Source organism: Gulosibacter molinativorax (assembly GCF_003010915.2).
Taxonomy (GTDB): domain Bacteria; phylum Actinomycetota; class Actinomycetes; order Actinomycetales; family Microbacteriaceae; genus Gulosibacter; species Gulosibacter molinativorax.
The window spans coordinates 393,402-405,897 of the sequence record NZ_CP028426.1 but is presented as its reverse complement, the minus strand read 5'-3'; the positions used below and the strand labels follow the sequence as shown (position 1 = coordinate 405,897).

The window sequence follows — 12,496 nt, the reverse complement described above, 5'->3', positions numbered from 1 at the left end:
CAATGAACGGCGACCACCGCGGTCACCGTCTTTGAGAGGAGTACCCCATGACCATCGATACGCAGCAGTCCATCTCAGGATTCATTGCCACACAGCCCCGGCTGAGTGTCGGTGAGAATGGGGTGTCGAGGTTTCACGCCCGTGTCGGCATTGAGCATGCTCGGCAGGAGCCTGATGGGTCGTTCACGCAGTTGGAGCCGACGTTCCATGACCTCGCGATCTTCCGCAAGACCGCAGAGGAAGCTGCAGCACGGTTCCGCAAGGGCGACCGCTTCGTCGCCTCCGGACGCATCCACGAGTACACGTATGAGAAGGATGGGCAGCAGGTGCCCGCGGAGGAGTTCATCGCTTCTCGGATCGGCCACGATCTCGCCCGCACCCGCTACGAGGTCGACCGCACACCCCGACGCCCCAGCGTCGATCACGATGCGCCGAGCCATGATGATCTCGGCCACGATGCGGCGACCCGCGCTCAGCCCACCAGTCCGACACGCGCAAGCGTCTGACGGTGGCGATCGTCATGGACGAGAACACCACCGCAGACGACACTGTCGATGAAGAAGTCGAGTTCGATGCCGACTTCGAAGGGCCACTGTTGGTTGAGCCCCCGCATCCGATCAACTGGAACCTGCTCGGGCCCGAAGACCTGGAAGCGGAGTGGCTGGAACTGAACCGCTGGGTGCACTGGCTTCGCCGTACCTATGGACTCCCGGCGGCAGTTGTCCCGCCGTTCTGGCACCACCACCCGGAACTGCTGTGGGAGCTGTCCGCGCTGCACCTGCACTGGCTGTGCTGCTTCGATGCGGAGAAGAGTGGTTCGGCACCGCTGGCGTGGCATCGAGACTTCGCCGACGCACGGCTCCGTCTTCGCGACTGGGTCGCCACGAACGGCACGCGTCTTGACCGTGATCGCCCCACCCGTCAGACGGCCTGGCCCGGCGAAGCACCAGCACCTCAGGTCGAGGACGTGATCATCGATGACCGGGAGACCGAGTTCATCGAGTTCGTGCTCGCCGAGGTTGAGAAGCGGCGTGAGGAAGAGGACCAGTTCTATCGTTCCCTCGATCCGCGTACGGGCGAGATCTCATGAACGAGACCACGGTACCGGTCGTGCAGTCTCCGTTGCTGCACAGTCGCGATGTTGCCACCTATCTGAAGGTGTCGGAATCTACCCTGTCGCGGTGGCGGTCTGCGGGGACCGGGCCGCCGTTCATCCGCATGAGTGGGATCGCCCGCTACCGGCTTGAGGCGGTCGAGGCGTGGCTTGTCGAGTTGGAACAAGATCATGCCGCGGAAGGGTGAACCGCTCCCGAAAGCTGATCCGAAGCCGGTGCCGCCCATCGGTGTGAAGGTCTCGACCGACATGGAGCGCCGTTCCTACGGCATCCGTGCCCGGGCGAGGTGGACAGACCCGATCACGAAACGCCGAGTGATCCGCTCGGAGATCGTCACCGACGAAGCCGCCGCACACGCGTTCTTCGATCAACTGCGCAACTCCTCCGTCAAGGGCATGGACACGGCCATGACGTTGACGGAGTTCGTCACCTCTATCGGCGACCGCTGGGCGCGCGGTCTTGATCCGACCTCCACCGGCGAGACCTACGGTTTCGGGCTCAAGCTGCGGGTGCTGCCCGCGCTGGGACATCTGCCGGTGACGCAGATCACGGCTGGGATCATCGACCGGACGATCGATGAATGGGAGCAGCGCTACGGGGCATCCACGATCAAGAACTCCATCGCACCCCTCGTGCGCGTGCTCGACGAGGCCGTACGCGATGGGCTCCTCACCATCAACCCCGCGAAGAACCGCGCCAAGCGCAGCCTGAATCGCAACGCGTTCCGCACTCAGTCAGCCGAGCAAGCATCACCACGGGCGCACGCGATCCCGGACATGAAGACGTTGAACAGGCTCGCGAAGGCGTGCGGGAAGATCGACCAGTCCTACAGCGACTTCGTCATGCTCGCCGCCCTCCTCGCCGCGCGCTCCTCCGAGGTTTCCGGGTTGCAGGTCGGGGATGTGCGGTTCGACAAGAATCTCGTCGTCATCGCCCGTCAGATCTTCCCCGGCAAAGGCGGCCTCGTGACCAAACCCACGAAGAGCCGTAAAGAACGGCGCGTGCCGATCTTGGAGCCGCTGCGCCCGGTGCTCGAACGACTTACTGAAAGCAAAGAGCCCGAGGCGCAGCTGTTGGTCGGGCCGAAGGGCGGTGTGCTGACGACGGCGACGGTGCGGGATGCGACGAACTGGGACAAGATCGTCGCGAACCTCGGCCTGCCCGATCTCACCCGTCACGGGCTCCGCCACACGGGCGCGACGTGGATGGCCGACGCCGGTGTCCCACTACACGTGCTCCAAGAGATCCTCGGGCACGCATCGATGGAGACCACGCGCGGGTATCTCCACCCCGACGACCGACACCTTGCGTCCGCTGCGGAGCAGGCGAATGCGTTCCTTTCACCGTCGGGGCAGAAGCGCCAGAACGGCCGCACCGGGTCGTCGATGCGACGGCTGTGAGAGGCGGAAACGATGCTCGGAGCGGTTCTGGTCCCCTTTTGGTCCCCTTATCCACAGGCCAGCCCATTTCGACCCGGTCCCCGGTATCCAAGCGCCAGCTCGGAATCGGCCAGGGGGACCAGAGGGGGACCAACAAAAACCCGTCGGCAGAAACGATGAAGCCCTGATGAAACTTGCGTCTCATCAGGGCTTTTCTGTCGGGCTGACAGGATTTGAACCTGCGACCCCCTGACCCCCAGTCAGGTGCGCTACCAAGCTGCGCCACAGCCCGTGGCATCGATTTTCAGTTGTATTTGGGCCGTCCGGGGGGGTAAACCCCTTAACCCCCAGTCAAGTGCGCTACCAAACTGCGCCACAGCCCGATGCCGGTTTACCGGCTGCTGCCGAAGCAACCTCACTATCCTAACGCAAAATCTCGGCAGTCAAAATCATCCACAGACGGTAGCGCACCGCGGATTTATCCACAGCCACGAGCATCCGCACCATTTACGCTTCGCAACTCCTACGCTTGAGGCCATGCCTCGAATCTTGCACGTCATGCGGCACGCGAAGTCCGATTGGTCTACCGGCGACCCAGACCACGAGCGACCGCTCAATGCGCGGGGGCGCCGAGACGCGCTTGCGGCAGGCGAATATCTCACGTCTCTCGGTCAACCGATTGAGCGCGTGCTGAGCTCGTCGTCGACTCGCACTCGCCAGACGTGGGCACGGGTTGAAAAGCAGGGTCTCGAGGCCCGCCAAGTCGACTTCCTCGACGAAATCTACGAGGCCTCGACACCGCAGGCGCTGCGCATCCTTCGCGAGGTCGTCCCTGAGACGCAGTCCGTCCTTTGGATCGGCCATTTCCCCACCGTCGAGGATCTCGTCGTGACCCTCGGGGTTCCCGATTCCAATCCCGGGTGGATGCGCATGGCAGAGAAATTCCCAACGAGCGCCATCGCGACCCTCGAGTTCGACGTCGACTGGCGGGACCTTGGCCGCGAGACGTGCACGCTGGTCGATTTCGTCGTGCCGCGGGGCTGACCATTGCATCCGTCGACTCGCCCCGGCTCCGTCACCCAACTCGCAAGAACAACAGGCTGCTCTCACGGAAGGCCACGCCAATGAACGCATCTCAGGAGGATGAGCTCCTGAACGACATCCGAAAGTGGTCGGGGCTGGTGCGCGTCGGCATCTGGTCGGCCGTGGTGAGCGTCGCGCTCATCGCCCTGCAGATCGTGTTCTACGTGATCTGGCCGCCACCCGAGACCGCCGCCGAGTTCCTCGAGCTGCTCACTGAAGAGCCGGTGCAGGGTCTCCTTGCGCTCGACCTTCTCTACCCGCTAAGCAATCTGCTGACGTTCTTCGTCTACCTCGCGCTGGCGGTGGTGCTGTGGCGAGTCAGTCGGTCGGCGGTGGCCGTCGCCCTCGCGTTTGGAACTCTCGGCATGGCGGCGTACATGGCTTCCCCACGTCCGGTCGAAATGCTGCAGCTCGCGCAGCTCTATTCGGCGGCAGGCCCGACCGAGCAGACGGCACTGCTTGCTGTCGCCGAGGGCATGCTCGCCACCTGGACCGGAACGGCGTTTGACGTCTACTACGTTCTCAACTTCGCGGCGCTGCTGGTGTTCGCGTCGTTGATGTTCCGCAGCCCCGTCTTCGGCCGGCCAACCGCCGTGTGGGGGCTGCTCGCGGCGATACTCATGGCTGTGCCTTCGAACTTCGGCACAGTGGGCCTCGTGTTCGCGCTGGCGTCGCTACTCCCCTGGTCGGTCTTTGCGGTGCTGGTTGCGCGCAGGCTCTCTTCGCTTCTAGCCGAGGCTCGCTAGCGTGCCCGGTCGAGCATCCTCACCTCTAATTACACCCGTCGCTATCCCTCGACAAGCTTTCGCAGAACATCCTGAATCTGGTCAATGCGTCGGTTCCATGGCCCCGTGAAGGCGACCTCGCGCGGCTGCTCGAGCACGGCATCCAGATCGACCCAGCGGTAGTCGTCCACCTCGCCGGCCTGCAGGGTCACGCTGGCAACGGTGGGGATCTGCACCGCATAGATATCAAAGAGCGCGATCGGCTCGACGAGACGCCCAACGGTCTGGAACTCCTCAATCCCGAATTCGAGCCCCGTCTCCTCGGCCAGCTCACGACGCGCCGCCTCAACGCTTGATTCGCCGGTGAGCGCGCTGCCCGCCGAGAACTCCCACTTTCCCGGATGGGTCTTGTTCGGCGCTCGGCGCGTCACGAGCACCTCGCCGCGTGGAGTGAACACGCACGTACCGACGACGATGTGAAACTCGCCTGGAGCAAAACTGGGTGCGCCTCGCTTCGTCGTGCGCCCCACCGAGCGCCCGTTGATGTCGACGACATCCCAGATTTCCTGGGCTTCGCGATCGGTGTGCCAGTGCGTTGGAGTCGAATTCACGCAGTCCAGCATGCTGCTCATCCCCGACGTTCGCAAACCGAGCCGCCGACCGAGGCAGGCAATACACTGGTTGTCATCATGCTCCACGTGCCTTCTGAACTGGTCGATCGCGCCGCCCGCGCATCCGCATTCGACGACGGTCGCGCACTCACCGAGAGCGACTGGCGGCGGCACGAGCAGCAGCACCGGGTCCGTGCAGACGCGCTCACGCAGGTCTATCGAGACTTCCGCGCCGCCGGTCAAAGCACGCGATCGACGACTTCCTCTTTACCTACTACTCCTACAAACCCGCGGTCTTGCGGCGCTGGCACCCCGGCGTCGGTCGTCGCCTCGAAGACTCCCCGACCTGGCGCGACAAGCGCTGGTATCGGGTGGATGAGTCGGGTCGCGTCCAGGTGGACGTGGTCGCGTTTCTTGCGGCGAAGGCTGACCTCGTTCGAAGCATCGAGGATCTGACCCAATCGATTGCGACTCGGCCAGCAAGGTTCGGATGCTTCGGCCTGCACGAGTGGGCGATGGTCTACAAGCAGGAGGAGCGCCGGCATCGGGTGCCGCTTCGGTTAGGGCAGCGAGGAACGGATGCTGTCGTCGAGTCGCATCAGATCAATTGCACTCACTATGACGCGTTTCGGTTCTTCACCGAGGAGGCGCGGCCGCTCAACGTCCAACAGCCCACCCGCGAGTCGCAGTGCGCTGTGGACCAGGCAGGATGCCTGCACGCCAATATGGATCTCTACAAATGGTGTATCAAGCTCGGGCCATTGGTGCCCGGTGAGTTGCTGCTCGACGCCTTCGCGTTGGCGCGGGAGATCCGATGGACGGACATGCGGGCCTCACCTTATGAGGTGACGGACTACGGCGTGCCGCCGATTGCGATCGAAACGGCAGAGGGCAAGGCCGAGTATGTGCGACTGCAGCGGGAGTACGCGGTGCGAGGGCAAGCGCTGCGTGAGCGCCTCCTCGCTGTGATCGCGAGAGCCCGATCTGTGTCAGGCATCGCCTCGGCAATGCCTTCTGCGCTCAACCACGGCGAGTAACCGATGCCGTCCTACCGAGTCACATTGAGGCTTGGCCGTTTCATTGCGCCGATCGCCCCTCAGGATGTGCAGCCACGCATCCGCGAAGCCTGCGCCGAAGTAGCCACTGTCGAGGCGTGCGACATCGCGCTCGAACGCGGGATGCCTGTGGTCGTGACGCGATTCACCGGACTTTCCGACGCCGAAGCCGTGTCCGTTGGTGTGCACACGCGCGACAGCGCTGCGAACTTTTGCGTGGTCGAACACGCGGCCGTGACGAAGCGCGTCAGGAATCGCTGGCTGCCGATTTCCTAGGTCGGGCTAGGTGTCGGGGGCTCAGGCGATGCACTGAAAACCGTCGGCGCAGCTTGTCGGGTGCTATGCCCCCTTTTCATCGTGAGAGCGAGCTTTAGCTCTCGCTCTCACGACGCGCCTGGGCGCGGTCGAGTTCCTTTTCAATGTTCGGCCACAAATGGTCCAAGATGTAGTCCCAGGTCAGGACGCCACGGACGGACTGTTGATTTGTGGCGGACACGATCACAACGAGTTGTTCACGCGCCACCCGCATCGTTTCCAGTGCCTCCTGAATGGGAGTTGTGTCCGTCAGCGTCAAGGCAGGTCGCGACCAGGTCCTAGCCAGCTCTGTCTTGTCGGCCCGAAGCGTGTCGCGTACGTGCACCACCCGAGGGGTCGCCCACTCGTCATCTGAGAGCAACACCCGAAGGTGCCCGGAGTTCCGCGCAGCCGCCTGGACATCCGCTACCGTGGCCGTGGCCGGTAATGTGCTGGGATCGTTGCCGGGTGCATCGACCGCTTGGCCGACCGTGGCGCGTTCAAGTTCAATGACTCCGGCTATCTGCGTCGCTGCGGCATCGTCCAGAGCACCGGTGTTCCTCGAGTGTTCGACGAGCATGTACAGCGTGTCCGCATCGTAACCTCGCGCCGCCGCCCGATTCACTGGTTCTTCACCCGTCGCCGTAACCAATCGATTGGCGATTCGGTTGATCCACGACAGCAGGGGTCGGAATACATTGATGAACCCTCGGGCCGGTAGCGCAATCAACCTGATTGCTGATTCCGGGTGAGTGATCGCCCAGGACTTGGGCGCCATCTCGCCGATGACAAGATGTAAGAACGTGACGACAAAGAGAGCCAGGACGAAGGATGCGACCTCGGCCACAGCCATTGGGATCCCCATTGCCTCGAACCCCGGCATCAGTGCATCATGCACCCAGGGCTTCGTAATAGCTCCCAGAGCAAACGTGCACGCGGTGATACCGAGCTGAGCACCGGCCAACATCAATGTGAGTTCGTTGAGGCTGCGTAGTGCGGCGCGAGAAGATGCCGAAGTTTCGGCGGTCTCTTCTAACCGGTTCCGTCGAGCTGCCAGGAGAGCGAACTCGATAATGACGAAGAAAGCCGACAACGCAATCAGCAACAGCGTTGCGGGAAGAGCGAAATACCATTCGGTCATGAGCTAGCGACCTTCCTCTGCCTGAGTCTCATCATCGCCGGCCGATCGGGCTTGCGTCTCGCCCGATGATGAGTTGTCGTCAATCAACGTCAATCGCACGGCCGCTGGCACGTTGCGCTCAATGGATTCCACATGGATGCGCACAATCCGCACTGCAGCACGTTTCGCGTCGATGAAGTCCTCGGGTTGGGCGGCCAACTGGATGTCGTAGGTCTCGCCCTCTTCAACGAGACCCCCCGCGTGGGCAAGCACCAGCCCGGAGACGGTCTCAAAGTCACCTTCGGGGAGGTCATGCCCAATCGCGCGTTCAACTTCATCAAGGGGAGAGTCACCGTCGACCAGCCACTCATTTTGACTCGTCCCGGCGATGTCCGGCGAGGGAGGAAGATCGTGCTCGTCGGTGACGTCGCCAAGGATCTCCTCGGCCAGATCCTCGAGAGTGATGACGCCGATGAACCCACCGTATTCGTCAATTACACAGGCGAGCTTCTCGTCCTCTTGCTGCAACTTCGCAACGGTGTCAGGCAACCGCATCAATTCAGGAACGACCAACGCGGGGCGCATCAGCTCAGTCACCAGCGAGGTCTCTGACAGCTCCGTGGAGAGGACGTCGAGGAGGTGAATGACCCCAACCGGCACGTGGTCATCGTCGATGATCGGGTATCGCGTGTGACCGGTGGCCATCAGATCCCGCGCGTGGCCGACGGTGTCCCCCGCCGAGAGGACATCCGTACGCGAGCGAGGAATCATCGCGTGGCCGACATTCCGGTCGGGAAAGTCCAGAAGTCGGTCCAACACCATGTATGTGTGGTCATCCAAGGCGCCGCTCAGCCGGGAACTGGTCACAATGTGGTCGAGATCCTCAACTGTGGCAGACGAGTCGAGGTCTTCAATCGGTTCGATCCGAAACAACCGCAGCACCGCATTCGAGGACACATCGAAGAACTTGATTAGCCAGCCCGTGACCGCGAGGTACATGGATGTCGAACGCGCCAAGGCCAGTGCGGATTTCATGGGCGCCGCAATGGTGTAGTTCTTCGGAAATAGTTCACCGAAAATCATCTGCACGATCGTCGACAACGCCAACGCCAGTACGGTTCCAACGGCGACCGACACCCCGGCTGGAACGCCAACGCCGCCCAGCAGCATTCCGAGTGATTCTCCAACGAGCGGCTCAGCGACGAAACCGACCAGAAGTCCTGTGACAGTGATGCCGAGCTGGGCCCCTGAGAGCATGAATGATGTGCGATCGGTGATCGCTAATGCCCGAGCAGCCCTCTTATCTCCGCCTTCAGCGCGAGCCCGAAGTTGCGTGCGATCCACCGACATGTATGCGAACTCTTGAGCAACGAAGTACCCGTTCGCGACAATGATGACGGCGATGACAAGCAGCCCGAGCAACAATGTTCCCACTGCTGTGATCATGAGCCCACCCGCCTCACCGCGTCGTCAGTGAGCAGGGCGGGCCAGATAGATCGTTCGGGGGACTCCATGCGGAGCTAATACCTCACTTCTGAGATCGGGATGCGCCGACGGGATGGCCGGGCAGAAAACAGAGCTGAGTCTACAGACCTATTGCCACGCGGATTTGAGAACCCTCGGTTAACCCTCCGGCAGCCTGCGGTCGCGATCGCTACCATCCGTTCCGAGAACATCCGGGCCAGCGATGTCCGTGCGTAGCTGACCCGTGATCGCGTCGACTGCTGCCCCGACCGTGGGCGCGAATCGATCGGGCGGGAAACGCTGCACGAGCTCATAGTTGGCAAAGTGATCGCGCACGGGACCCTTCATTTCGGCGAAGATCAACTTCATGCCGCGCGCTGAAAGGTAGGTATCGAGGGTCAGAATCTCGTCCATCGCGGTGGAGTCGATATCGGTGATCGGCTCCGAAGCCAGGATGACGGTCTCGATCGCGGGGCGTCCCTCCAAGGCGGCTGCGTTCACCGCGGCATCAACAGTGCGCCGCATGAAGTCCGTGAAGAGACTCGCGTTGGCAAAAAACAGCGGTGCGTCGAACCGAGCGATGACCACGCCATCGATGCGCTCGGCTTCGTGGCGCGTGACGTCGTGGTATCCGCGCAGTCCTCTCACATGGCCGAGCTCGGCCCGATATGGCCGGCTCACCCGCCACGCCATGGCGACAAACGAAAGCACGATCGCCAGCACGATGCCTTCGAGCACCCCAACGAGGAACACCCCGACGAACGCGAACGACGACAGCACCGCCTCGGGTGGATCATTGCGCCAGAGACGTACGTAGGCCGGAACGTCGATGAGGCTCGAGGCCGCCACGATCACGACTGCGGCCAGCGCCGCATTGGGGAGGTAGGCGGTCACGCCCGGCACGACGAGCATGAAGAGCAACACGGCCACCGCCCCGACCACACCCGTGAACTGAGTCTTGGATCCGGCCTGCTCCGCGACCGGGGTCCTCGAGGTTGAGGCCGAGATCGGGAAGCCGCCAAAGGCCCCACCTGCAGCATTGGCAATTCCAAGACCGATCATTTCGCGACTTCCATCGACCGACTCGCCTCTCCGAGCGGCCATCGTTCGAGAGAGGACCGAGGTATCAGCGAACGCAATCAACGCAAGACCAAGGGCGGGCGCTACCAGCATGCCGACGTCACCCCAGGCCAGCCCTCCTAGCGCGGGAGTCGGCAGTCCGCCCGGCATCGGCCCGACCACGGGGATCACGCCCCCGAGCTGCCATACGGCGGTAATCACACTCGCAACCAGAACGGCCAGGAGAATCCCGAGTCCAGCTTGGCGAATGACCCACTTGAAAAACAGCATCACCAGGATCGAGCCGAAACCGATCAGTGCGGGAATCACCTGCACCTCACCATTCGTGACCGCCCTGACAATGCCAGTGACACGCTCAGCAAGCGCAGCGCCGGAAGACGAGAATCCGAGCAGCCCCGGGATCTGCGACACGAGCACGATGAGCGCAATCGCGTTGAGGTAGCCGATTTGTATGGGCTTCGACAGGAGACTGGTCAGAAATCCTAGGCGCAAGAGTCCGCCGACGAACAGCAGGATTCCGACCATGATCGCCAGTAGCCCGGCGAGCGCCACCGCATGATCTGAATCCCCGACCGCCAGCGGGATAATCGCGGCAGCGATGATTGGCGCCAGGGACGAGTCCGGTCCAAGCACCAGGATGCGCGAAGGCCCAAAAATGGCGTAGGCAATCAGCGGCACAATGGTTGCGTAAAGGCCGGTGTAGGCGGGCAGACCAGACGCGACGGCATACCCCATGCCCGCTGGAATCAGCAGCGCCGACAATACGACGCCCGCGCGCAAGTCGGACCACAACCACGCTCGCTGGTACCCCATCGCCGTGTGCACACCGGGAAGAACCGCACGAACTGCCCGCTGCAATCCCGGTCGTCTCCCCAATGGCTCCCCACCGCTCACAAGTCCAACCTTAATCCTGTCCCCCGGAAAACGTGAGATGGGGCGCTCCTTCCGGAGTGCCCCATCTCAGTTCCGCGACGATTCACGTGAACGGCAACATGGACTAGACCGCGGTCACCTCGCGACGAACCGGCACGACGAGCGGGTGTACCCCACCGATGTGCTCGATCGTGCGAACGACCTGCTTCGAGTAGCCGAACTCGTTGTCGTACCAGACATAGAGGACGACGCGGTTACCGGTGGCGATGGTAGCGAGACCGTCGACGACACCGGCACGGTCGTTGCCCACGAAGTCGGTCGAGACGATGTCGGGCGACTCAACGTAGTCGATCTGCTGGCGCAGGTTCGAGTGCAGCGAGACGTTGCGGAGGTAGTCGTTGAGGTCCTCACGCGTGACATCCTGCTCGAGCTCGAGGTTGAGCACGGCCATCGAGACATCCGGGTAGGAACGCGGATCGCGTTACCGGTGAGTTTGCCCTCGAACTGCGGCAGCGCCTTCGAGACAGCCTTCGCGGCACCGGTCTCGGTCAGCACCATGTTGAGCGTCGCGGCGCGACCGCGGCGTGCACCCTTGTGGAAGTTGTCGATGAGGTTCTGGTCGTTCGTGAACGAGTGAACCGTCTCGACGTGACCGTGCTTCACGCCGTACTTGCGGTCGAGCGCGGCGAGCACCGGGGTGATGCCGTTCGTCGTGCAGGATGCGGCCGAGAGAATCTTCGTCTCGTCGGTGATGACGTCCTGGTTGATGCCGAACACGATGTTCGGGATGCTGCCCTTACCCGGCGCGGTGAGCAGCACGCGGCTCGTGCCCTTGGCCTGGAGGTGCTGGCTGAGGCCAGCCTCGTCGCGCCAGCGACCGGTGTTGTCAACGACGATCGCGTCGTCGATGCCGTACGCGGTGTAGTCGACCGTGGTCGGGTCGTTCGAGTAGATGACCTGGATCAGCGTGCCGTTCGCCAGGATCGTGTTGTTTTCCTTGTCGACCTTGATCGTGCCGTTGAACGGGCCATGGACCGAGTCGCGGCGCAGCAGCGAGGCGCGCTTTTCGATGTCGTCTTCGCCATTCTTACGAACGACAATCGCGCGCAGGCGGAGGCCGGGGCCGGTCGACGCCTGGTCGATCAGGATGCGTGCGAGGAGGCGGCCGATACGGCCGAAGCCATAGAGCACTACGTTGGCCGACTTGTTCGTCGTCTCGACGGGGCCAACTTCCTTGAGCTGGTCCTTGATGAACTCGGTGAGGTCGGTGCCCTCGGCCTCCTGCGAGTACAGGTACGCAAGCGTCGCGATGTCTACCGACGCGGTCTCGATGCTCAGGTCGCCGAGCACCTCAAGGATCGCGATGGACTGCTCGAGCTCGAGGTCCTGGCCGTGGTTTCGCCGTGCGGCGCGGTGAGCCTTAATCACTTCAATCGCTGATCGATTGATCAGTCGGCGGCCGTGAATCGAAGTCACGATGTTTCGCTCGCGGTACAGCTTCGAGATGAGCGGGATCATCTTCTCCGCCGTCTCGACGCGATCGAACCAGTCCGCCTGAGACTGAGCGTGCAAATCGGTCATATGGGGTTTCCCTCCAGTGGGTAAGGCTGGGTCAAACACGCAATTGCCTGCGTCTTCCCAGCTTACCCAACTAGATACCGATATTCCGCACCCGGTTACCGCAGGACGGCTCGCCG

Annotated in this window: 12 protein-coding genes, 1 tRNA gene and 1 pseudogene; 8 read left to right on the top strand and 6 right to left on the bottom strand. The window is 62.7% G+C overall.

Translation table 11 applies throughout. The features are described 5' to 3' along the window. Window positions 1-47 precede the first annotated feature (47 nt). From GMOLON4_RS02005 to GMOLON4_RS01990, 4 genes are read left to right on the top strand one after another with little or no spacing between them, the layout of a single operon-like run. The gene (locus GMOLON4_RS02005) at window positions 48-506 is read left to right on the top strand and encodes a single-stranded DNA-binding protein (RefSeq protein ID WP_026937900.1); all 459 of its coding nucleotides are present in this window, start codon (window positions 48-50) and stop codon (window positions 504-506) included. 14 nt (window positions 507-520) lie between these two features. Further along, a complete protein-coding gene (locus tag GMOLON4_RS02000) occupies window positions 521-1,090 on the top strand; it encodes a hypothetical protein (protein ID WP_026937901.1) in 570 nt (189 codons plus the stop codon). Beyond that, complete coding sequence (locus GMOLON4_RS01995) at window positions 1,087-1,302, top strand: helix-turn-helix transcriptional regulator (protein ID WP_026937902.1); 216 nt, start codon at window positions 1,087-1,089, stop codon at window positions 1,300-1,302. The genes GMOLON4_RS02000 and GMOLON4_RS01995 overlap by 4 nt, the downstream gene beginning before the upstream one ends. Beyond that, on the top strand, window positions 1,286-2,515 hold the full coding sequence (locus tag GMOLON4_RS01990) for a tyrosine-type recombinase/integrase (RefSeq protein WP_026937903.1): 1,230 nt from the start codon (window positions 1,286-1,288) through the stop codon (window positions 2,513-2,515). The genes GMOLON4_RS01995 and GMOLON4_RS01990 overlap by 17 nt, the downstream gene beginning before the upstream one ends. Before the next feature lie 197 nt (window positions 2,516-2,712). Here the strand turns inward: GMOLON4_RS01990 and GMOLON4_RS01985 are convergent. Continuing rightward, window positions 2,713-2,786, bottom strand: a tRNA-Pro gene (locus GMOLON4_RS01985). A 245-nt stretch (window positions 2,787-3,031) separates the two neighbouring features. On the opposite strand from GMOLON4_RS01985, the gene GMOLON4_RS01980 reads away from it, so the two are divergent. Together GMOLON4_RS01980 and GMOLON4_RS01975 are read left to right on the top strand one after the other, a co-directional pair. Further along, window positions 3,032-3,538 carry a SixA phosphatase family protein gene (locus GMOLON4_RS01980; RefSeq protein WP_026937904.1) on the top strand — a complete coding sequence of 169 codons (507 nt, stop codon included), beginning with the start codon at window positions 3,032-3,034 and terminating at the stop codon, window positions 3,536-3,538. 80 nt (window positions 3,539-3,618) lie between these two features. Then, window positions 3,619-4,323 (top strand): DUF4386 family protein, encoded by a 705-nt coding sequence (locus tag GMOLON4_RS01975; protein ID WP_026937905.1) that lies wholly within the window; start codon window positions 3,619-3,621, stop codon window positions 4,321-4,323. A 41-nt stretch (window positions 4,324-4,364) separates the two neighbouring features. On the opposite strand, the gene GMOLON4_RS01970 is transcribed toward GMOLON4_RS01975, so the two are convergent. Continuing rightward, window positions 4,365-4,913: an NUDIX hydrolase gene (locus GMOLON4_RS01970; RefSeq protein ID WP_169516554.1), complete on the bottom strand. Its 549-nt coding sequence runs from the start codon at window positions 4,911-4,913 to the stop codon at window positions 4,365-4,367. Window positions 4,914-5,209: 296 nt separating this feature from the next. Here GMOLON4_RS01970 and GMOLON4_RS01965 point away from each other — a divergent pair, with 296 nt between their 5' ends. After that, entirely contained in the window at window positions 5,210-5,950 is a 741-nt protein-coding gene (locus GMOLON4_RS01965; protein ID WP_181244134.1) for a 3-methyladenine DNA glycosylase, read from the top strand. Window positions 5,951-5,974: 24 nt separating this feature from the next. Next, window positions 5,975-6,244, top strand: coding sequence for a hypothetical protein (locus tag GMOLON4_RS01960; protein WP_026937906.1), 270 nt, complete (start codon window positions 5,975-5,977; stop codon window positions 6,242-6,244). 94 nt (window positions 6,245-6,338) lie between these two features. Here the strand turns inward: GMOLON4_RS01960 and GMOLON4_RS01955 are convergent, their stop codons facing one another. From GMOLON4_RS01955 to GMOLON4_RS01940, 4 genes and pseudogenes are all read right to left on the bottom strand, one after another. Then, window positions 6,339-7,403: a CNNM domain-containing protein gene (locus tag GMOLON4_RS01955; protein ID WP_026937907.1), complete on the bottom strand. Its 1,065-nt coding sequence runs from the start codon at window positions 7,401-7,403 to the stop codon at window positions 6,339-6,341. 3 nt (window positions 7,404-7,406) lie between these two features. Next, window positions 7,407-8,828 (bottom strand): hemolysin family protein, encoded by a 1,422-nt coding sequence (locus GMOLON4_RS01950; RefSeq protein WP_026937908.1) that lies wholly within the window; start codon window positions 8,826-8,828, stop codon window positions 7,407-7,409. Window positions 8,829-9,005: 177 nt separating this feature from the next. Further along, complete coding sequence (locus tag GMOLON4_RS01945; protein WP_245575574.1) at window positions 9,006-10,784, bottom strand: SulP family inorganic anion transporter; 1,779 nt, start codon at window positions 10,782-10,784, stop codon at window positions 9,006-9,008. A gap of 139 nt (window positions 10,785-10,923) precedes the next feature. After that, window positions 10,924-12,380, bottom strand: a pseudogene (locus GMOLON4_RS01940) (glyceraldehyde-3-phosphate dehydrogenase). Window positions 12,381-12,496 lie beyond the last annotated feature (116 nt).

Coding starts and splice junctions, on each gene's coding strand:
- GMOLON4_RS01955 (WP_026937907.1), bottom strand. CDS start 7,403: ATGACCGAATGGTATTTCGCTCTTCCCGCAACGCTGTTGCTGATTGCG.
- GMOLON4_RS01975 (WP_026937905.1), top strand. CDS start 3,619: ATGAACGCATCTCAGGAGGATGAGCTCCTGAACGACATCCGAAAGTGG.
- GMOLON4_RS01980 (WP_026937904.1), top strand. CDS start 3,032: ATGCCTCGAATCTTGCACGTCATGCGGCACGCGAAGTCCGATTGGTCT.
- GMOLON4_RS01950 (WP_026937908.1), bottom strand. CDS start 8,828: ATGATCACAGCAGTGGGAACATTGTTGCTCGGGCTGCTTGTCATCGCC.
- GMOLON4_RS02000 (WP_026937901.1), top strand. CDS start 521: ATGGACGAGAACACCACCGCAGACGACACTGTCGATGAAGAAGTCGAG.
- GMOLON4_RS02005 (WP_026937900.1), top strand. CDS start 48: ATGACCATCGATACGCAGCAGTCCATCTCAGGATTCATTGCCACACAG.
- GMOLON4_RS01990 (WP_026937903.1), top strand. CDS start 1,286: ATGCCGCGGAAGGGTGAACCGCTCCCGAAAGCTGATCCGAAGCCGGTG.
- GMOLON4_RS01995 (WP_026937902.1), top strand. CDS start 1,087: ATGAACGAGACCACGGTACCGGTCGTGCAGTCTCCGTTGCTGCACAGT.